General features: G+C 33.3%; 14 protein-coding genes and 1 pseudogene. 8 read left to right on the forward strand and 7 right to left on the reverse strand.

Annotated features, from left to right (window positions below; genetic code table 11):
- Positions 1–187 precede the first annotated feature (187 nt).
- Positions 188–955, forward strand: coding sequence for a class I SAM-dependent methyltransferase (locus AC59HC_RS19820; protein ID WP_142718450.1), 768 nt, complete (start codon positions 188–190; stop codon positions 953–955).
- Positions 956–1,569: 614 nt separating this feature from the next.
- Here the strand turns inward: AC59HC_RS19820 and AC59HC_RS19825 are convergent.
- Both AC59HC_RS19825 and AC59HC_RS19830 read right to left on the reverse strand, forming a co-directional pair.
- Positions 1,570–1,833: a signal peptidase gene (locus AC59HC_RS19825; protein WP_228451558.1), complete on the reverse strand. Its 264-nt coding sequence runs from the start codon at positions 1,831–1,833 to the stop codon at positions 1,570–1,572.
- A 5-nt stretch (positions 1,834–1,838) separates the two neighbouring features.
- Positions 1,839–3,800, reverse strand: a complete 1,962-nt coding sequence (locus AC59HC_RS19830) for a T9SS type A sorting domain-containing protein (protein ID WP_142718449.1) — start codon at positions 3,798–3,800, stop codon at positions 1,839–1,841.
- Between the two features lie 841 nt (positions 3,801–4,641).
- Between AC59HC_RS19830 and AC59HC_RS19835 the strand changes: the two are divergent.
- The 3 genes and pseudogenes from AC59HC_RS19835 to AC59HC_RS19845 all read left to right on the forward strand — a co-directional run.
- Positions 4,642–4,857, forward strand: a pseudogene (locus AC59HC_RS19835) (lipocalin family protein); the annotation flags it as partial.
- Between the two features lie 315 nt (positions 4,858–5,172).
- Positions 5,173–6,453 (forward strand): FISUMP domain-containing protein, encoded by a 1,281-nt coding sequence (locus tag AC59HC_RS19840; RefSeq protein ID WP_142718447.1) that lies wholly within the window; start codon positions 5,173–5,175, stop codon positions 6,451–6,453.
- 128 nt (positions 6,454–6,581) lie between these two features.
- Positions 6,582–7,853: an FISUMP domain-containing protein gene (locus AC59HC_RS19845; RefSeq protein WP_142718446.1), complete on the forward strand. Its 1,272-nt coding sequence runs from the start codon at positions 6,582–6,584 to the stop codon at positions 7,851–7,853.
- 871 nt (positions 7,854–8,724) lie between these two features.
- Here the strand turns inward: AC59HC_RS19845 and AC59HC_RS19850 are convergent.
- Entirely contained in the window at positions 8,725–11,697 is a 2,973-nt protein-coding gene (locus AC59HC_RS19850; protein WP_496559213.1) for a ligand-binding sensor domain-containing protein, read from the reverse strand.
- 707 nt (positions 11,698–12,404) lie between these two features.
- On the opposite strand from AC59HC_RS19850, the gene AC59HC_RS19855 reads away from it, so the two are divergent.
- Positions 12,405–12,677, forward strand: a complete 273-nt coding sequence (locus AC59HC_RS19855) for a hypothetical protein (protein ID WP_142718444.1) — start codon at positions 12,405–12,407, stop codon at positions 12,675–12,677.
- Between the two features lie 244 nt (positions 12,678–12,921).
- Here AC59HC_RS19855 and AC59HC_RS19860 read toward each other — a convergent pair whose 3' ends face one another.
- The 4 genes from AC59HC_RS19860 to AC59HC_RS19875 form a co-directional block, all read right to left on the reverse strand.
- Complete coding sequence (locus AC59HC_RS19860) at positions 12,922–13,293, reverse strand: GntR family transcriptional regulator (protein ID WP_142718443.1); 372 nt, start codon at positions 13,291–13,293, stop codon at positions 12,922–12,924.
- A 1-nt stretch (position 13,294) separates the two neighbouring features.
- Complete coding sequence (locus tag AC59HC_RS19865; protein WP_142718442.1) at positions 13,295–14,020, reverse strand: hypothetical protein; 726 nt, start codon at positions 14,018–14,020, stop codon at positions 13,295–13,297.
- A gap of 8 nt (positions 14,021–14,028) precedes the next feature.
- Entirely contained in the window at positions 14,029–14,859 is an 831-nt protein-coding gene (locus AC59HC_RS19870; protein WP_142718441.1) for an ABC transporter ATP-binding protein, read from the reverse strand.
- Between the two features lie 357 nt (positions 14,860–15,216).
- Positions 15,217–16,395, reverse strand: coding sequence for an NUMOD4 domain-containing protein (locus tag AC59HC_RS19875; RefSeq protein ID WP_496559214.1), 1,179 nt, complete (start codon positions 16,393–16,395; stop codon positions 15,217–15,219).
- Between the two features lie 902 nt (positions 16,396–17,297).
- Between AC59HC_RS19875 and AC59HC_RS19880 the strand changes: the two genes are divergently transcribed.
- From AC59HC_RS19880 to AC59HC_RS19890, 3 genes are all read left to right on the forward strand, one after another.
- Positions 17,298–17,579, forward strand: a complete 282-nt coding sequence (locus AC59HC_RS19880; RefSeq protein ID WP_496559215.1) for a helix-turn-helix domain-containing protein — start codon at positions 17,298–17,300, stop codon at positions 17,577–17,579.
- 102 nt (positions 17,580–17,681) lie between these two features.
- Positions 17,682–19,127 carry a DUF3945 domain-containing protein gene (locus AC59HC_RS19885; protein ID WP_496559216.1) on the forward strand — a complete coding sequence of 482 codons (1,446 nt, stop codon included), beginning with the start codon at positions 17,682–17,684 and terminating at the stop codon, positions 19,125–19,127.
- 20 nt (positions 19,128–19,147) lie between these two features.
- Positions 19,148–21,235 (forward strand): type IA DNA topoisomerase, encoded by a 2,088-nt coding sequence (locus AC59HC_RS19890; protein WP_496559217.1) that lies wholly within the window; start codon positions 19,148–19,150, stop codon positions 21,233–21,235.
- The last annotated feature ends 73 nt before the right edge of the window (positions 21,236–21,308 follow it).

Here is a 21,308-nt window from a genome sequence, read left to right on the forward strand (position 1 = left end):
TGTATAAAAGTTCTATAGTTCTAATTAGCAAGCTTTCATGCTGTTTTTTCATGGTAGTGATTATTTTATATAAGCCATTATATAAAACTATAATAGTTTCAGGATAGGTATAGAGGTGAAAGTTTAATTTTGCAACTCTATTAATAAAATAGATTTCAATTAATCTGTTAATTACAAATCAATACTTATGAGCAAAATGAAGCGAAGTGACGGGAGATACTGGAATAATATAGCAAAAGATTACAATTCACTGTATGCCGATAATTGGAGCAAGGAAGAAAATTTATTTATTCAGAAACTATTGAAAACTTTTATCTGTGATCATCATAAAATCCTTGATCTGGGATGTGGTACAGGATTAGGATATGAATTATGCACCGCCAGTAATAAAAAGATTAAATATACAGGTCTGGATATTTCTGAACATATGATACGGCTTCTCAGGTCTCAGCACCCGGAAGTGGGATATATAGAAGGTTCTATGAGTAATTTGAGTCAGCTTAATGATAATTATTTTGATCTTATTGTCAGTATTTTTACCTCTTTCTCCTATACTGATGATGTTTCCAAAACAAGACAAGAAATGTTCAGAGTATTAAAACCCGGAGGAACGGTTGTGATTTCTGTTTTAAGCAAATGGTCTTTAAGACGAATATTTGCATTTAAATTTTTGGGCATTGAAAAATACAAGACCAGAAAAAGCAAAGGTGCTGATTACTGCCTGGCAAAAGTATTTAGTAAAAAAGATATCACTGCATTTGAGCAGGATTTTATCGTGGAAGAGATACTGGGCTATAATTCTTTCGGAGGAATAAATTTTCTGACCAAAAACAACAGGTTCTGGAATATTAGCCGTATCATATCAAAGTTATTTCCTCAGACAAGTCATGAACTTATTGTAATTCTGAAAAAAAGGATGGTATCATGCTCAGCTGAGATCAGTGAAGCAGTATAAGAGCAGTTAACATATGACGGATACTGATTCCATCATAATCCTGAAATACATGTAGTGATTATTTTACATTTAAATCTATATAAAACTATATGAATCTCGTTTATAGTCTGCCTTATATGCTTTAAGTTTGCAATAGACAATGTTTGAAATATATTTCACATTTTAACAGTTATGAAATTTTTCAGAAAATTGTATGACAAGCATTAAGCTAACTATTCAATTAGTATAATTACTTTGCCTGAATTAAACACTCTGGTTTTGTTTCTGCAGTTTTGTTTCATGGACTAATTTTCTGCAGGGCAACATAAGCACAGTGTGATTGTACATTTGGATATACAACTTTTTATTGTCATTATTTGTGTGTTAGCCGGAGACCAACTCCGGTTTTTTATTTCCATAAAAAAGCTCAGCAAATATAAACAATTAAATGATATCTGCCATTAAAAATACCAGATATCAAAAAAAATGCTGGATTCTAAGCACTTTTTCGCTTCTTAAACTTTATATTTTATTGACCTGATAAAATACCTCGGACAGGGAGAAGCTGTTCTATTTATATTGGCAAAACAAAAAAACCTCTCTGATTACAGAGAGGTTTTGTATCTAATTAAATTTTATGCTTTTTGGTGTCCTGTACTTTTAGTAAAGTAAATAATAAATATAATTGCTACGATACCAAGCGCATATATATACATATCAATCGGTGAGGCAGGAGCTCCAGGTCCAACAGGCCCTGTACCCCCTCCTCCGCCATTTGGATTTCCTCCTGGCCCAACTGGTCCTGTACCTTTCATTACTACGGTTGTTTCTTCTGCATAAATCCATATAGCTGAGAAAAGAAGGAAGGAAATTGATAATAGCTTATTTATGATTTTCATATATTTTATTTTAAGATTTTTGTATTAACAACTTCTCCTTTATCTGAAACCACTTTCACTATGTATGCATTTTTAACTTTACCATCTAATTCAATTACAAAATCAGTTGAAGTATTCACTGCTTTTTTAGAAATTACCAGTTTTCCACTCATATCATACACTTCAATATCAGCTTTTTTCCAGGCCGGATCAAATCTGACAATATAGTTTGTAATCTGTGGATTATAAACCACTATTGTTTTTGAAGGAGCTACAGTATTACCTGTTGCCAGAACAGCAGTGTTAGGGGTATCATAATATAGGTTAAGCAGATCTGTAGTAGCTGGGATTATATCTCCTTGTTTAATCGGTTGGGCATTTCCTCCAGTTACATTATAATAAAATCCAAGACCACTAGATAGGGCGAAGGTTGAATTGTTTATCAATTGTGCATTTTCTCTTACTTCAAATTTGTAAGATTTAACTCTCGTCAGATCACTATTTTTTAATACAATATTCTTTCCCTGAAAGTTGCTTTCGTTAGCTTCATTGATATATAACTGATACACATCTTTATAGTTGTTATCAATTCCACCACCTGGAGCTTCTTCATAAGTATATATGAGACTGGATGAATTTGCAACCTGAATTCTTGAACTTGTTGAGTGTCCTGTGTTTCCATTGGCATAGACAACATAATATGTTTTTGCCACTTCATTTCCATTGGCATCAAGACCAATAACACCTAATTGCTTTACGGTATTTGTCGTCGGATTATTTTTATTTGCATTTACATTGTAATCCGTACCACCGGATCTGCTATAATAATTAAATCTTCTGAGATTTGAAAAATTAAGCTGATCGGCTGCAGTATTATCATTAAGCTTAATAGCGAAAGTTCCTAATGGTCTGATTACCATATAGTCGACATCTCCTGTTGGAATGCCTGCATTAAATGTAACAAATTTATCAGGGCCGGTACTTATGGTACCGCCACTATTCGTAGTTACCGTTCCGGGCTGTAATTTAATTCCATAAATTGTACTTAAATAAACACCATCTCCGTTTGCAGCTGGTTCATTATAAGCGACATTTGTTAAATCTAAGTTTGTCAGGAATGGATTAGCCAAAGAATATATATTTCTACCAAAATTGCCTTGCCATTCAGTTCCGCCAGAGGCAATTTCAAAAACATCCTGTATATAACTGTTATAATACTCGTTATAAGAGTTTTTCTGAGCACCTGTTGGTCCAAAGTTGATACCAGCTGCCGCATTTTGTAAAGTTATAGCAGCTCCGATATCTGTTAGCGGACGTCCTTTTAGAGTTCTTGTTGTGTTGCTTACATCAAGATTTAGCCCTCCTAGCATATAATATGTTGAACCGGGAGTTGCTACTCCGAATTTAGAGCTTAAACCAAAATTAGTCGATTCAGTGTTGCTGTTATTTGACCAAAGTATTTCATTTTGAGAATACCTGGATTGCACAAATGTCTTTCCTAATTCTGCACTTAATGTAGAAGCCGTTTTATCATAAAAAGGAAGTCCAATTTGTTGATAACTTCCATGTTTTATTGATCTGAACTCCTGGTCTACAATACCTGTAATATTAGCTTGTGGGATCCCACTAATATACAGTTGCCCATAAGTATAAACAGGGGTAGCAGAAGGACTGTTTACATTGACAGAAGCGTAAGCAGTGGGTTCGTTAAGTTTGTTAATAAAATTACCTGTTACTGAGCCTTCTGTTTTGTCTGCTCCTCCTGTAGTGATCGTTTTAAAGGAGTCTGAAGTAGTACCTGAAACAATAACGTTTCCGTGGTTTTCAATGGTACCAGTTCCTCTTGTTTGTAACCCCCCACCGTTGTAAAGCAGTGTACCTTTACTTACAAAAGTTATAGCAGTGTCATCTACATGAAGTAGAACGTTCTGCGCCTGAACAGAACCTATTGCTGCTAATAAACCAATAGCTGATAAACTTTTTTTCATTAGTATAGTTATTTTGTGTTAAACAAATTTTTAAAAATCAAAATTCACATACTTATATCTCATAGTTACAAGCCGCTATAAAAAATACGTTTTGTAAATTCTTATACAAATGTAAAAAGTATAGTTATTGAATAGGTTTTGAACTGTATAGTATTTTCGTTATTTAATTGTAGTATTTTAACTATAATATTGTTTTTATTTGTAGTTTTAATAATTATATTTGTTTTTTACTGCGTGATTAATCATGGGTTGTCAGTGCGAAATTTTGTAATTGTGAATAGAGGTTATAAGTTTATCTAGAATATGAACAGTTATATAGAGCTGTGTATGATAAATAATTTATTGTTAAAAATTCCAAAGATGAATTATTGATATCATTTCTATTGAACATTCAATTTATCCTCATAAATTCATATTCTCTGAATATTTTTTCAAACAATGGAATAAACTTCATTTCCCAATTGTATGCTCATTTTTTTTTTTTTTTTTCTTTTTTTTCATATTGTTAAATTTATATATGGATTTTGTGGAATTTGCGAAAGCGTAGTGTTATTTTACGAAGCTATAATAATTAGGTGATTTTGGAATAATATACTTCTAAATTTGTACATGATATAGCAGTTAATTGTTTTTCTGTAGTATTAGGGTTAATAAAGAGTCTGATAAATTAAAGTGAATCAATTAACAGATAATAAAACAATCAATTATATTATTTCGAAAACCTAAAATTTAATGCATTATGGAAAAGAAAATTATTTTAATAATTATTCTTATAGGTAAATGGCTCCAGCCTGTTGAAGGTATGGAAAACGGAAAACAAGGATTTTAGCTCTCCGAAGATGTTACTGCTACTTCTCTTAATGTGCATACATTTTTGTATGAAAAATGGCACAACTCTCATAATACTCTTTTCTTAACTTATCGTACTCAAGATGTAAAACTGATTTCAAAAGGTATCGATACGCTCATTATTAAAAAACTGGATAATGACATGGTAGTAGTTTTTCCTGCTGGAGTTACCACGGAAAATAAACAAGCCTATATGAAAAAGAAATAATACTACTTCGACAGAATTTAAAATTTTTTGGCAAAAGTTAGCAATAATCTAGATGCTATATATCGGAAGAAACAATTTTGTTTCTTCGCTTTTTTTTTAGATGCTTGGGATTTTATAAAATTTTTTATAATTATTACCATTTTTATAAGAAAGTTAGTTTTATTTAAGCTTTTGTTAGTTAAAAAACTACATGTGTTAGTGATAATACGACTGACTGATAATAAGTTACTTGAAAACAACTTTTTATATTTGTTGTGCAAAGGATCTCACATGATTCTTAAAAATTGATAACAAATAAATTAAAATTATATAACGATGAGAAAATTGTATTTATTACCAATAATTTGTTTTGGTACCTTATCTTTCGGTCAGGTTGGTGTTAATAATGTTGTACCTAAATCAACCCTGGATGTACAGAGTAAAACAATAGATGGAAGCCGTTCTGAAGGATTTCTCCTTCCACGAGTAACTGGTAATGCTTTGCATGATGCAGAAGCAGCAGGAGTATATGGAGCAGATCAGGATGTTACATTGGTGTATGTCACTCAGGAGCCTGATCCTGATAATCGTATAGGGCAAACGGAGGGGATGGATTCTCCAGGCTTCTATTATTTTAATGCTGGCAGCAACCGTTGGGTAAAAATGCTGGCCAGTGGCATCAATACGGCTGCTATAACTCAGTTAGTGTGTTCATCCTCCAGCGATATCGGAATACTGCAGTCAGGAGTAGCCGCTGCGGGAGTAAATACTGTAATTCCGTACAACGGAGGTAACGGAGGTGTTTATTCTGCAATAAGTATTCCCTCCATCGGAGTAACAGGACTTACTGCTGTACTTCCTTCAGGAACACTTAATCATGGTAGTGGTTCATTAAATTTCACTATTATTGGTACACCGTCGGGAGTTGGTACAGCTGTTTTCACTCTCGATATAGGGGGGGAGACCTGTGGCTTTAGCCGTAATGTGCAGGCAGGAGGGTCATTCACAGATGTGGTTGATGTGATTGTTAATGGACAAACACGGCAAATGATGACCCGTAATCTTGGAGCCGATCCAACAAAAGATCCTAATACTCCTGTTCAGGCAATCTTTGGTAATTTTTATCAATGGGGTAAACTTAATCCTGTAGCAACCGCTTATACTGCTGCAGGTTCAATTCCGGGTTGGTATACATCCCATGCACCTAACAGATCATGGAATAGTGGTACAGAAGCAGTTCCTATAAAGACCGCTAAAGATCCTTGTCCTTCTGGCTTTCGTATACCAACACGAAATGAATGGGTCGGATTTAATAATGCAAGTACCAATAGTAATATAGGTACATGGGCTACTGGTACAACAGATGGTGCTACCAATTTTACCGCTGCTAAAGTGTTTGTTAATAATGGAAATACCTTAACTTTCCCTATTGTTGGTCAACGTAACTATTATGCTGGTGGATTAATTAACCGATCTTTTGCGGCAGGGTACTGGAGTAGTACTGAAAATGGCAGCGGGCAGGGCTTTAGTATGACGTTGATATCTAGCGCAGTAAACCCGTCTAATATTAATACTACTCGCAGTAATGGATTTGCATTACGTTGTATTTCGCAGTAATTTTTATTCGTATATTCTTTTTGAACTTTGATTTTAAGTGTAATTAATTTATTATGCTGACAATAATCAAATATAAATAGGTATACAATCAGAGCGATTAAAAGCTTTTAATTTAAACAATATTTGCAATGAAAAAAATATATTTATTACCAACAGTTTTCTTAGGTATATTGTCTTATGGACAACTGGGAATCAATAATAGCGACCCAAAATCCACTTTAGATGTGGTTAGTAAAACCACTGATGGCAGTACTGCTGAAGGTTTTATCCTTCCCCGCGTAACCGGTAATGCTTTAAAAGCAGCTGAAGTTGCTGGTGTGTATGGTGAAGACCAGAATGCTGTGCTTGTATATGTTACTGAAGAACCTGATCCTGATAATCGTACGGGACAGGTAGAGGGTATGGATTCTCCCGGGTTTTATTACTTTGATGCGGGTAGTAATCGATGGTTAAAGATGGCATTAGCGGTTACGGCTACAGCCCATATCACACAACTTATGTGCTCATCTTCCAGCGATTCTGGTTTTCTGGAAGAAGGAGAACCTGCTTCCGGAGTAAATACAAGTATTCCCTATAATGGTGGTAATGGAGGTACCTATGATGCAATCAGTATTCCTTCAACAGGAGTAACAGGGCTTACAGCCATACTTCCTTCAGGGACACTTAATAATGGCAGTGGAACGTTGAATTTTACCATTATTGGTACACCTCTAACGGCAGGCACAGCAGTGTTTGATCTTACTATAGGTGGTGAATCTTGTGGTTTTAGTCGTACTGTAGTAGCCAGTAGTTCTTTTGCTGATCAGGTTAATGTACTCATTAACGGACAGACAAGACAGATGTTAACGCGTAACCTTGGGGCTGACCCTTCACAAGACCCTAATGTCCCTAGTCAGTCAATAATGGGAAATTATTATCAATGGGGTAAAAAGAACCCTGTAGCCACTGCTTATACTTCTAGTGCTTCCATTTCAGGATGGAGTACTTCAACAGCAGCCAACAAATCATGGAACAGTGGTACGGAAGCAACACCAGTTAAAACGGCAAATGATCCTTGTCCTACCGGGTTCAGAGTGCCTACCAGAAATGAATGGTTACAATTTAACAGTGCAAGTACAAATACAACTATAGGAACATGGGTTACAGCAGCAACAAATGGCTCTACTAATTTCAGTGCAGCTATAGTATTCAGTAATAATGGGACAACATTAACTTTGCCTACTGGTGGGTATCGTAATGAGACTACTGGATCATTACAGAATAGAGCTCGTTTTGGATATTATTGGAGCAATACTGAAAGTAGTACAAATGCATTTGCTATTAATTTCGGTGTCAGTGCGATAAATTTAACTGCATACACGCGTGCAGATGGTTTTATAGTGCGTTGTATCAGTGAATAAGTTGTTATTTTATAATCACTTATCACTTTATTTTAAAATTCCATAACTCTGTGTGGTAAAATGTTTTTTTTTGTCGCACATTAAAATATAGAATTATAAAAATTTATAAATCGAATTTGACTTAAAAATAAATTAAGTTAATGCCTCACTCTAATTAGTTTCATATTTGATATCATTCTGATCATATTGGTATTGTATTTAATTTCCTGTGGAGAATGGTAATGCAAAATCCTTTAAAGATTGAACATATGAGCTTTTTAAGCTTTGTCCATGCACATGTGAAATGTAAATAATGTATAAAAAAATAAATAGTTTTATAATATTTCTTCTTTTATGTGGTAATGAATTAGCTGGCCTTTAGGTCAGCTTTTCTCTTGTGTCCTGGGCGATATTTTCAAAAAAAGGAATTTTTCTCTAAAAAATTATTTAACAGGTAAGATCAGGCTCATCTATAGAATCGGCAAAAGCTATGCATAGTTGTCTAACTCCGGAGTGAAAAAAATAAAACATTTATTTCTGAATTGGTCTTTATCAATAATCATTTTGGCTTTGATCTTATTATTTACCAATTAGATTTCCATTACAAATTTTCTCTTTAATCCAACTTTTTCCAATCTGCACTATTGCCAACTAGACATCGAGATTCAGATTGTTGTTGTTAAATAACTATAATGGGGATGTATTTTTAAATATAATCAAAGTTTACCCTCGCAAATAATCATTATGAAACCTTTCTCAATAACTTTAGGAATTCTCTGCATTACTAATCCTTTATATTGTATGTTGATCTTGCAGTATAATTACAGTTTCTATTCTTACTCCTCGATGCTCATTGGCTATTAATATATTTCTTTTTCCATCATGGTACCTATTATTTAGGGATTTTTATTTCAACGATGGTTCCTTTAGGAATGTTATTCTTAAAATTAATCTGAGAATTGATCTTATCTAAGAGCAGCAGAACAAATTTAAGACCATAACCTGAACCTTTAAGTTTTACCTCTTCAATAGGAATTTTATATATATTATTATAATGATCTAGCTGCTCTGCAGACATTCCTTTTCCATTATCAGAAATTTTAATGGAAAAGAAGCTATCATTATCCACTGTATCGAGTATTATTTTGCCCTGGCTTGTATTTTTGACTGCATTATCAATAATATTGTGCACGATCGCAGATATAACAGAACGGTTGACTTTTGAGTACAGAAGTTCATTTTGATTATATTCAATAATGGTATTATTGTCCTGGGCGATATTTTCAAAAAAAGATTTTTTCTCCTCCAGAACGTCATTTAAGAGGTAAGGAATTGTCTCATCTACGGTATTAGAAAAAAGGTATGCATAATTGCCTAGCTCCAGAGTGAAATGATAAAGCATTTCTGAGGATTTGTGTATGCTGTGAAGATACTTTTTCTGGATTTCCAGATTATCGGTATCATCGAGTTTTTTAGAGAGATGTGAAAGGTGTTTGATCGGAGTGGAAATATCATGAGATATTGCTTCAATAAGTTTTTCGCGGATAACAGTACTGTTATTGATTTCTTCTTTTTGGGCATTTATTTCTAAATTGGCCTTTATCAATAGTTCATTTTTGACTTTAAGTTGATTATTGGTTAATTTGATGATCAAAACGGTGATCAACAAAGCGATAAAGATCATCAATATTTTAAAGTACTGACTTTGATAGAAAAGAAAATCAACTTTAACAATAATTGTCTTATAGGTATAATTGTTGTTTTGCTGTAAATAACGAAATTTAAGCTGGTGATATCCCGGTTCAAGGTTTTCTAATACATATTTTCTCTGTAATCCGAGATCTTTCCAATTTGCACCACCGTCAATCAAGACATCAAGGTCAATATTATTCAGGCTTTTGAAATATGGAAAATCCAGAAAAATCTCAAGAGTAGTGAATCTATTATTAGGTATATGAAGGGTATCTTTAACTATAGGCATTTCTTTATCATCTAGTTTCGCTCTTTCTATAAAGAAATTTGAGTTTTTAGGGTAAAATGACTTTATTTTATCGGGCTTGAAAAACACCAATCCTTCAAGAGAAGGAAGTACCATTTGTCCATTGGGTAAAATACTTCCGATCGGATTTCCTCCTCCGTTTAATTCATTAATGGATAGCCCATCAGCAATAGTATATTGATAATAAGTCACCGGTGTATTTCTATCGGCGGCGAATTGTAAAAGAGTTGCTTTTGGGATTTTAAACAATCCATTGTTTGTCGAAATCCAAAAGTTACCCTGCTTGTCTTCCAATATAGTATGGGGGTCGAGCAGGTAACTTTTTTTATCCAGAGGCATTTTAATCAGCTTATTATTTCTGAAAAGGTAAAACCCATGATTTTTTGTAAGAATCCAAATGTTATTATCAGTGGTCTGTATGATTTTTTTGATAGAAAAGTCAGAAATTTTTCTAATTTCTTTTTTTGCATAATTACCCATATACAGTCCATTCATTCCACCAATAAGCAATTGTTGTTCATCATATTTTTTGAGATCATTTACTGCATAATGAAAGGAAAATAAAAGGTGTGTTTTTTTGAGTTCTTCATCATATTGTGACAGGTAATACTTGTTATCTTTTAATATTATCACATAGAGATGCTTATCTTTCCCATATACGGCATCGATATATTCTGGAATCGGGATAAGTACAGATTTACTATATTGGTACGCCTTAAGACGCTTGTAAAGTTTATGATCTTTTATAAAAAAAATATCATCATGGGTGTTGTTGGCCAGCGAATATTTATCGTAGGCAAAAAAATAATTCTCAATTTCACCTTTTTGAACTGTGCCAAGGTCTGATATACTATCATAAATCGTTCCATCTGGGGTTATGACGCTGCGATTATTAAATGGAAGTGTAGTATAAAAAACATTGTCAGCAAATGGCGATTTTTTTCTGGAGATGCTGAACTGTGGAATGGTAAGTATGTAGAGTCCTTTGGTTAGGCTCCCAAAAAATAAACTGTGGTTTTGTTTATCATATACTATTGTATTGATATAGAGTGATCTGAGTAGCTTATTGAAATTGGCTATATGATTAATTTTTTTTAGATGTAGTTTATCATCAGTGTATTCACTCAAATATATTGTATCCTTATTAATTACAAATACTTGTCCTGAGCCTTGACTCCAGTATATATTGTTTTGCGGATTATTATACAAAGGATCACTATCAATGAAAGATAGTTCACCGTTGGTAATTTTAATAATTTTGCGGTCATTGGATTTAACAATAAAAATATGATTTTCATGGATGAATACATTTCTCATTTCATCCATGGTAAACTGGATTTTTATCTTTTTGGTCACCCCGGTTGAATGATTATAATAGGTAATGAGGTCTTTTTCAACAAAGTAAATATCTTTATTTAGATAAATAAAAAAACGGATGCCGGTAAAGAGTTTTGATGAAACAGAATTTTTATTAAATTGGTTATATCGTTTGTAATTATAAAAGATCACTGGTTTCAGGAATTTTGAAGCCATTTTTGTTTTTGATAACTTTCTCTTTGTAATAAAAGCTGTGAAATCTCCATTGGCTTCAACACTAAATATAGAATCCTTTTCTATATTACCAAAAAAGTTTAAGTATCTTTTTTTATTAAAAGACTGGTCTAATGTTAAAAATTGTTGCCCGTCAAAACGTGTAATTCCATTTTCCGTGGAGATCCAGATAAAACCGTACTTATCTTTTATAATATCTTTCACACTATTCTGAGGTAGACCATTGTCAATATTATAATTTTGCCCCATTACTTCAGATTGAGCACACAGTTTACATATAGTAAAAAATAAAATAAGTATGACACTATTTTTCATTCTTTATATCTTTGATCTTAGTTATGTAGTCGGAATTTATTTCGAATAGAAGAAACAATTCACAGTTATTAGCTTTTCGTTTAAATAGCTAATTTAATAATTTTTTTGAGCTGTTTGTTGTATTGTTGGTATTTTTTAAAATAATTAATATAAATAATATGTTTTTTTTATTTTTTTGATACCACATATTTAATTCTTTTTAGAATAATTATAATGGTTTCGTTAGTTTCTAAGTGACATAATTGTGATAATCAGGACATAAAATAATAATACCTATATGATTATAGGTAAATCCGGGATCATGATTAATTATGAGGAAGTTAGCTTAATGACAGGTGTGAGGCAGTTTTTATCCTGTTTTAATATGCAAATTTAGGCTATAGTATTAATTTAATATGTAGTATTCAATTTCAATTGTTGTAGTTTTTAATTTACCATAAATATTTTGATATATCCGAAAAAAAATAACATATAGCTTATATGGAAGCTATACTATATGATGAATATTCAATGATAATAAAAGGCAATTGAAGGATTTTACCTTTAATTTGCATGTCATTGTAATTTTATATTAATATAGTTAAAAATCTGTATTGTTATCTGATATTGGTACCGCTTTTAAATTTAAATTTATTATTTAGTATTATATAAATAAAAGCAAGTAGCGATACGTGATTTTATACCCCAATAGTAAAATTATAAAATATATGAAAAATAATGAATTTATTAGCGAAACTCCATTTGATAATGTTACCATTTTAGATAAACATGGAAATAGGAACACTTTTGAAGCGTACAAAATTATTATTGAGTTAGAAGGAAAGGAATATTCTATAGAAAATATACCACATCCCAGAAAGCCTACGGGAATAACTTTATCCTTCATAAGTAATGAAGAACAGAATAGCCGAAGTTATTTTTCTATTTATCCCGGAGCATCTAACCTTGTGCATCTTTCGATTGACACTACTTCTTGGTAAAAATTCTTTTATAAAACTTATAAACTACAAAAAAACTTAGGTATAAAAAGCTTTTATTTATACTTTCATCATTGTTAGTGGTTAGCAACTAGAATTCAGTGATGAAATTACAGATATATCGAAGTGATTGAATTAGCTGGGGGGATATTTATTCTTCTGAAATGGCAACCGGTCCTTCCATTTTACAACTTCATCATGTCCGTGATATTGATATTACGGTATTTATATAAGTTTACCGATGTACCTATTTATTATAATTTTCGCAGAATTTGTTAAAGTCATCTTCCAGAGTATGGATATCAAGATCAAGCAGATATAATTGTCTGAAGAAATGAGGAAGATCTTTTTTTATAAAATCTTCCTTTTTATATTCAAGCACCAGCTTGTATCCATCTTTAGTTATAGAGAAGCCAATACCGCGTTGATTCATAATTATTCTTTTTTGTTCAAGAAATTCATAAGTGCGTACAATGGTGTTAGGGTTTACAATAAGCTGAGTGGCAAAATCCCTTATAGAAGGAATTCGCTGTTCAGGAAGCCATTGTTTTAAAAGAATATTTTCACAAATAATATCTGCTATTTGCAAGTATATTGGTATTTGATCTCTGAATTGCATTTTACAAACTGTAGTTTTTGAGTTTCCGATACGCTATAAGCCAGAAACTAATGGTGAAAAATCCATAAATAAATAGATAATAGGTATCTGTTTTTGCCTGCAAATTTAATAAAGCTACTGCAAAATAGAATAAGGTAACGACTAATAAGGTCGTGATATATTTAAATTTATTCAGGATAATGGATCCCAACATAAAAACTGAATGAAAAAAGAAAGCATAGGTAATACTCTCCATGCTGGTCATTATTTTAATATTATGCCATGTATCAAATTTTTTAACCACCAGATATTCGGGAGAGACATGCTGCAGGGCAATAGGATAAAAGATATTCCAAAGGAAATACAAACCTATAAAAGCACTGACAAAAAATACAATCCAAAATAAAATTGCAGTTATTATAAACTTAGCCATAAATTTTTCCCCATTGGTATTTGGTTGCAGAAGAATATAAGAAGTCTTGTTTGTATCGGTGCCCATTTCCGTAAAACTCCCGCAAGCTAAAAAGCTTATAAAACCGAACATTTGAAGAAAAAATGCTAACCTAATAGCACTGGAATTAGTAAAAATATCTTTTTTTAGAGATGTTATGAGCCAAAGAGCTGCTAAACCATATAGCACCCAAAAAGCAAACATCGCCAAGATGATAAACATGTATTTCTTACGATTGGTTTGCCAGTCAATAGCTAATAATTTTTTTAAACGGGAGATTGAAAAATTTTCTTTCATAATATGTTTTATTTGAATAAAGAAGTTATTTTATGTTGTTGCTTAAGCAAAGCATGGTACAATAATTCAATATTAAGATTGGTTTCCTTATGGGTAAGATTGGGACTAATGGTCATAAATCCCTGATAGGTTTGTTCACTATATAAGGATTGTTCCGCTTCTGTGGGATCTTTCACAATATCAAAGGTTAATTTCTGTAGAATATCGCTGGTATTCTGATGAAAAATAACTTGCTCTTGTCCTAAAACAGTGATGCCATCTGCCAGTATATCCATATCTGACACATCGTGGGTACCAATAATCACTGTTTTATCATCATTGGTTATTTCTGTAAGAATCTTTCTAAATTCTCTTTTACTCTTAATATCAAGACCATTGATCGGTTCATCCAGTAAAATGATACTAGCTTGGGTAGCAAAGGCAAAGCTCAGGAAAAGTTTTTTTCTTTGTCCGAAACTCAGTTCGGAAATCCGAGATTCTTTTTTCACTTCAAACATGAACAGGTATTTATAAAAATCATCTGCCTTAAAGAGTGGATATAAAGATCCATATAAAGTTGCAAACTTAGTAATAAGCATATCCGGACAATACATTCCGTCAGAAACAAAACAAATGTTCTGAAGGAGATTTATATTTCGCTTGAAAGCCGGATGATTATTAACTTCTACAGTCCCAGTCTGTGGATGATGCAAACCCGCAATACTACGCAGCAGGGTTGATTTCCCGAATCCATTCGGTCCAAGTAAATAATATATTTTACCTGGCTCATATTGAAGATTAACATCATTTAATACTTTTTTTTGCGAATAAGCAAAGGATAAATTTTTAAATATAATCATGTGTCTTTGTGTACTGGTTTGATAGTACACTGCAAATTTATATAATTACTTTTCAGTCAGCCTAGTTTTTTTCAAAGATTTTTCTGTAGTTTTTTCACTACATATTGATTATATATTTGATTTTTAGTGTTTTATATTTTTTAAATATGTCACCAAAATTGCTCTTTACGTCCATTCGGTAAGTTCATAGATGTTGTCGGGACAATACCAGACTGATTGGTTGTATTAAAGTATATAACAATTCAGCCGTGCTGATTCTGATATCGGCAAAACCGTTGCTGTTGGAGTGGTATATCTTTGTAATTGCTGAGACCACTCAACTTTGTTCATTTTTCAAATTAGCAATTCAATTCGTCTTTATGATTTTCCTTTAAGTAAAGAAATTCTGGTTTTTAATTTAAGTTTCGAGATATCGAAATCCCAGATGGGTTGGTTTTCATTAATTACGACCAGTGTTTTATTGTTCATATCAAATTCTTCCACAAAAGAATAATAGAGCAACCTAGAAATCACTAATAGGATCTTTCGACCTTTATTATTTAACATGATATAAAATAAAGGGTTATAGCGGCCAGCTCCTTTTCCCAGATTAATGGACATAATCCTTTCCTGCCAAAAGCTTTTATTTTTGGAGGTTGTCCAACTGCTGAGGCGTTTTACTCTTCCTTTACTAGAAATAGCATATCTATCTTCAAGGCCAGTTATCGGTTTCCAATGCTCCCCGGGAAGGTCATTCAGGGACAGGTTCATGCATGCAGGTGGATTGTTTGTATCAATTGAAGGTTTGCCCAGTTTTTCCCATAGAGATTTGTTAAATAACTTATTTTGATTATCAGGTTTATTTTCCGTAATGAATTGAAAATCTTCTTTGTTAGGAACCTGGTCTGTAAAGAACCACCGGAAACCTCCTGCTGTTAGCTGGTTTTTGTTCAATGCATGGAAGATATTTCTACCACCAATGTCAAGGGTATTATTTGCTGTACCAATATTTTCAAATGTATCTATCAGCCCACCTTCAACGGTATATTGACTTATAGCTCTTTGATAATCATTTCTGCTATTTTTTACTCTATCAGCCTTAACCCTTTTAAAGCGATCCTCACTAATGGAGAGTTTCTCTAAATTTTTAGCATGCAAATGAAATCTGTTACCATCTTTAAATGAAATAAGAAAAGAATCAGCTCCTCCCGGATCAAGCTTTTCAATAAAATGTTGATACACCAAACGGGCTATTGACTTTCGGAATCTTTTTCCTTTTGACGATAATAAACAGGTGATATTGTAAAAGTTTTCATTGAGGTATTTATTAAAGAATTTCATGAATTGCACCCTCATAATACGACTCTGTGTCTTACGTTTTTTCCCATCCAATGAGATAATCCAACGTTCCAAACTTTTAACACGTCCATAATTGGAAATTGCATAATTTTCAAAATTTTCAATCGGTTTCCACTCTTCCTCTGGAAGGTTTTGAAGGGAAATATTATAAAGGACATCTTTTAAATATTGGTTTTCGAATTCAGGAGGAAGTTTCATGAACAAAAAAATTTATGGATACATAATTTGGGTATTGTAATGTATTAAAACAAAAGTACAGAACCAAATTAATGAGAGATATAAAAACATAGTATAGCTAGTCTTTTAATTAGATAACGTATATTTTATTATATGTTATCAGATTACCTTTTCTTTTTTGAGAATGATGGCTAAGTAAAAAGTGTTTTGGCTTGATATTGCTTACGGATATTACTTAACCTCTTTTCAATCAAAATTTCACTGATTTAAGGGAATTGCGGGAGTTTAATTGTCCTTTTATCTCATTCACTTTATAACCCTTAAATAAATATTTAATGATAAGCAAATTTCCTTTTCCCATTTCTAGGTTAAGATAGATTATTTCTCTTTTTTGAGCTTATTGGACAAAAGCAATTCATTAAAGATCAAAGACAGTAATGGCAGGCTTTATTTTTTCTGATTTTCTGTTTTTAATTTAATCAGTGATTTTAAATTACGGTCTGAATAGTATAAGCAAATATGTTTAGATTCATATACATTGAACTGGAAGCCTGAATTACATGAGAATAAATTTATGACCAATTTGCAGTCTGTTGAAAGCAGTACTGCTTATCTCATTGTTATTCCTGATGGATACTTTGTTTTTTGTGCGGAAGCATAGCCAGTGCCACAATTCCCAGATTATGCTTCATTCAGGATGCACCAAACGCTAGGCAAATAATGAAAATTATTATTCTTTAATTCAGATTCTGTTTGGTGCTATAGCCAGTATTGAAAAGGTAATATATACACTATAATTTATGTTTTAGGATAGAGGCTTTATCATAAAAAATTAAGTAATCTTTTCGGTACTACGAAAAAGTAGTGATTTTATGTGGTTTCTATTGGCCAACTTTACCTCATTAACTATCAAAAATTACCCTATGAATATCGAAAGAATAGAATTTATTGCCTGGATGGAAAGAATCATGGAGCGGTTTGATCTTCTCAAAGAGCAAATGATTAAGAACCAATCCCAGTTTTTAGAAATTGACGGTGAACAGCTTTTGGATAATCAGGATGTTTTACAGCTTTTGAAAATAAGTTCAAGGTCATTACAGCGTTACCGTACCGATAAAAAGTTGCCTTATTATACCATTAGTGGTAAGCTGTATTATAAACTATCGGATGTACATCAGCTGATCAGGGAAAGTTTAAGCTCTTGATAAAAGCAGACAGAGACAGCTAAAGCCAAAACTGCCCATGCAATTCCACTTAAAAAATCTGTTGACTTAAGAATATAACTTCGTCACAATAATTAAAATGTGATGGAAGATGCAACTATTAAACTTCAGGAATCACCAACTATTAACCCAACTGCAGAAACTCTGCTTGTTCTGAATGCCCACACCAATGAAGTTGAAATGGTCAAGGGAATTGACAAGGATAGAAATTTACAAACGTTTCGACCCGATGATAAAAATGATGATAATCAGTTTATCAGAATAGATAAACATGGTGATATCTTCTCTAATTTCTTTTCCAACTTTTACCGACAGCTTAAAAATCCCAGTGATTTCAATTTTTTTAGAATTTCAGAATATGATGCAGTGAACACTGCTAAAGATCTTCAGCAGTATATTAATCAGGCAACTCCAGAAGAAAAAGAAAGGCTTAAGGAATATGAACTTTTACCTAAAAATATCAATAATCCCAAAAATAAGTATACAATGAATAACAACACAGAAACTCAGGAGTACCGTTTTCAGCCGGAACAAATCGACTGGAAAACGATGGGGAAATTAGGACTTAATCAGGAAAAACTTGAAGAAATGGATGCTATGGACGCTTTGCTGAGAGGCTTTAAAACCAATACACTTATCCCCATTACCATTAATTTAGGAACAGTAGTCAGTAAGATAGATGTCAGATTATCTCTTCAGACGGGAGATACCGGAGAAGTTGCTGTTCACCTGCATGGTATACGCAGAGAGCCGAACCTCAATATGAAGTTCTTAGGCCATAAATTCAGTCAAGAGGATAAAAAGAACCTTATAGAAACCGGTAATATGGGAAGAATAGTGGAATTGGTAAATCCTAAAACCGATGAAATTATTCCTTCGGTTATTAGCAGGGACCGGCTTACCAATGAGCTTGTGGCCTACAGAGCGGAGTTTATGAAAATCCCCGATGAGATTAAAGGGATACAACTGGATGAACACCAAAAACAAACGCTGTTAAATGGTAAACCGCTTTATCTGGAAGGTATGATTTCTAAAAAAGGAGAGACCTTTGATGCTACTGTACAGTTCAATGCAGATAAACGTTATGTCGAATTTTTGTTCAACAACAACCAACCTCAGCAACAAGTCAAGTCTACTCAACAGATTCAAAACAAAGATGTTGAGATACCGAGAATATTCAGAGGTAAAGAGCTGGAAGATTTACAATACGAAAAGTTTAAAGCAGGACAAACGGTATATGTTGATGGGCTTGTAGACGGAAAAGGCAAGGAATATCAGGGGTATATTACTTTAAATAAGGAAACTTCCAGGACAGACTTCTCTTTCACCAATCCTAGTAAACTAAAAGAAAAGAAAAAGTCTGCAGATGATCATAAAGCCCAACAAGCGGTCCATTCTAATGGCAAAACAAATGAAGCTAATAAAAACATCAAAAAGTCGCTTGAGCTCCAACAGCAACAACCAGGCAATAAGCAGGAGAAGAAGAATCAACAAAGAAAACCGACTAAATCCAGCGGACATAAAATCTAAACTAACCCTAAACTAGAAAGATGAAAGTAATTATTGCAGGGAAGCCCACTATAGCGAGAGAGATTGCCCAACTCTTAAAAGCTTACGACAGAAAAGACGGTTATCTGGCAGGTAATGGGTATTGTGTTACCTGGGTATTAGGACATCTGATATCGCTGGGAATGCCGGAAGATTATAGGGAAAGAGGCTTTGATCAAGCCTCTTTCCCTATCTTTCCCCATCAATTTATATTGACTCCCAGAAAAACAAGACAAATAAAAAACCGTAGCGCTGACTCGTCTGCACTGCAACAACTAAAAATAATAAAATATCTTATTAATCAATCTAGCAGTATTATTGTAGCTACCGATGCAGGAAGTGAAGGAGAACTCATATTCCGATATATTTATGAATATCTTACATGCAGTAAACCCTTTGAAAGACTCTGGATCAGTTCGCTGACCGAAAAAGCAATACAGCAAGGTTTTGAAAATCTGCAACCGGGTTCAGCTTTTGATGGTTTATATGCCGCAGCCAAAGCTAGAAGTGAGGCTGACTGGCTGGTTGGAATCAATGCTACGCAAGCATTAACCATAACAGCTCACCAGGAAGTATATTCTTTGGGCAGGGTTCAAATTCCCACACTGGCACTGATCTGTAAAAGATTCTTAGAACATCAAAATTTCAAAAAGAAACAATATTGGCAGATTCGTTTAAAGCACCGAAAAGAATATCTGGATTTTACCAGTCTGTCTAGAGAGCAGTGGGAAGACAAAAAGCAGGCAGAGCAAGTTGTAAAATGTATCGAGCGGGAGGGAAGAGCTACGGTCGAAGATGTATCTGTCAAAACAATGCAGGAACTATCGCCATTGCTCTTTGATCTTACAGAGCTTCAGAAAGAAGCCAATAGAAAACTAGGACTTTCAGCAGATGAGGTTTTACAGACTGCTCAGAGCCTTTATGAGAAGAGGTTCATTACCTATCCAAGAACCGGAACTCAATTTATTCCCGAAGATCTGTGGAGAGAGATTCCAGAACTGGTAAGAATTCTCAATACAACCGAACCGTTCAAATCGGCTGTTTCAAGCTTAAAATTCGGCAATTTCAATAAACGTATTGTCAATAATCTTAAAGTTACGGATCATCATGGGCTCCTGATCACCACAAAAATACCTTCCGCACTCAGCGCAAAAGAAAGATCAATTTATAATATGATTGCCTACCGATTACTTGAATCATTGTCAGAACCTTGTTCAACACAAATCAATAATATCACCATCAAAGTACATCATTATGAATTTCATATCAAAGGATCTATAATGCTGAGCAAGGGCTGGCGGGCTATTAAAGGAATCTTATCTGATCATAACAACAATGAGGGTATAGGCCATATTGAAGGACCTCTTGTTCAGCTTCCTGAATTTAAAATTGGGGATGAACTCAAAATTTCAGAAACAATACTACAGGAAAAAATGACTCAACCTCCCCAACTGTACACAGAAGCTGATCTGTTATCAGTTATGGAAAATGCCGGCAGATTTACAGAAAGCAATGTTGAACAAAAAGTACTTGCCGGCATAGGCATTGGCACCCCTGCAGTAAGAGCGTCTGTGATTGAAACTTTGCTTAGCAGAAACTATATTATTAGAAAAAACATAACCCTTCAACCCACAGACAAAGGACTTCAGGTTTACCAGCTTGTTAAAGACAAAAAAATAGGAAACGTACAAATGGCTGCAGAATGGGAAATGGCACTGGATAAAATTGAAAGAGGTGAACTTAATGCCGATCAATTCATCAGTGATATCCAAAACTATACAACAGAAATGACCAATGAACTCTTATTATTATCGATTCCTCAGGAAAATATACCTGAACTCAAATGTCCCAAATGCTGGCAGCAGAATCTAATCATCAAAAATAAAATTGTAAAATGCCCTGATGAAAAATGCTCATGGGTACTATTTAGAACGATATGCGGTATACATCTCAGCGTACACGAAATTACTTCATTAGTATCTACAGGAAAAACTTCACTCATTAAAAATATGAAAACCAAGAATGGTAAAAAGTTCAGTGCCTTTATTGTTCTAGAAGATGATTTTAGTACATCATTTACATTTATTTAAGTTATTATATTTAAAGTTAATACGATAGGTTTGAAACCAATCAGCTGAGTGATTAAGAATGATTTATAGAAAT

The organism is Chryseobacterium sp. DZ-32, assembly GCF_059587025.1.

Coding starts and splice junctions, on each gene's coding strand:
- AC59HC_RS19875 (WP_496559214.1), bottom strand. CDS start 16,395: ATGAAACTTCCTCCTGAATTCGAAAACCAATATTTAAAAGATGTCCTT.
- AC59HC_RS19845 (WP_142718446.1), top strand. CDS start 6,582: ATGAAAAAAATATATTTATTACCAACAGTTTTCTTAGGTATATTGTCT.
- AC59HC_RS19820 (WP_142718450.1), top strand. CDS start 188: ATGAGCAAAATGAAGCGAAGTGACGGGAGATACTGGAATAATATAGCA.
- AC59HC_RS19885 (WP_496559216.1), top strand. CDS start 17,682: ATGGAAGATGCAACTATTAAACTTCAGGAATCACCAACTATTAACCCA.
- AC59HC_RS19830 (WP_142718449.1), bottom strand. CDS start 3,800: ATGAAAAAAAGTTTATCAGCTATTGGTTTATTAGCAGCAATAGGTTCT.
- AC59HC_RS19870 (WP_142718441.1), bottom strand. CDS start 14,859: ATGATTATATTTAAAAATTTATCCTTTGCTTATTCGCAAAAAAAAGTA.
- AC59HC_RS19890 (WP_496559217.1), top strand. CDS start 19,148: ATGAAAGTAATTATTGCAGGGAAGCCCACTATAGCGAGAGAGATTGCC.
- AC59HC_RS19825 (WP_228451558.1), bottom strand. CDS start 1,833: ATGAAAATCATAAATAAGCTATTATCAATTTCCTTCCTTCTTTTCTCA.
- AC59HC_RS19850 (WP_496559213.1), bottom strand. CDS start 11,697: ATGAAAAATAGTGTCATACTTATTTTATTTTTTACTATATGTAAACTG.
- AC59HC_RS19880 (WP_496559215.1), top strand. CDS start 17,298: ATGAATATCGAAAGAATAGAATTTATTGCCTGGATGGAAAGAATCATG.
- AC59HC_RS19865 (WP_142718442.1), bottom strand. CDS start 14,020: ATGAAAGAAAATTTTTCAATCTCCCGTTTAAAAAAATTATTAGCTATT.
- AC59HC_RS19840 (WP_142718447.1), top strand. CDS start 5,173: ATGAGAAAATTGTATTTATTACCAATAATTTGTTTTGGTACCTTATCT.
- AC59HC_RS19860 (WP_142718443.1), bottom strand. CDS start 13,293: ATGCAATTCAGAGATCAAATACCAATATACTTGCAAATAGCAGATATT.
- AC59HC_RS19855 (WP_142718444.1), top strand. CDS start 12,405: ATGAAAAATAATGAATTTATTAGCGAAACTCCATTTGATAATGTTACC.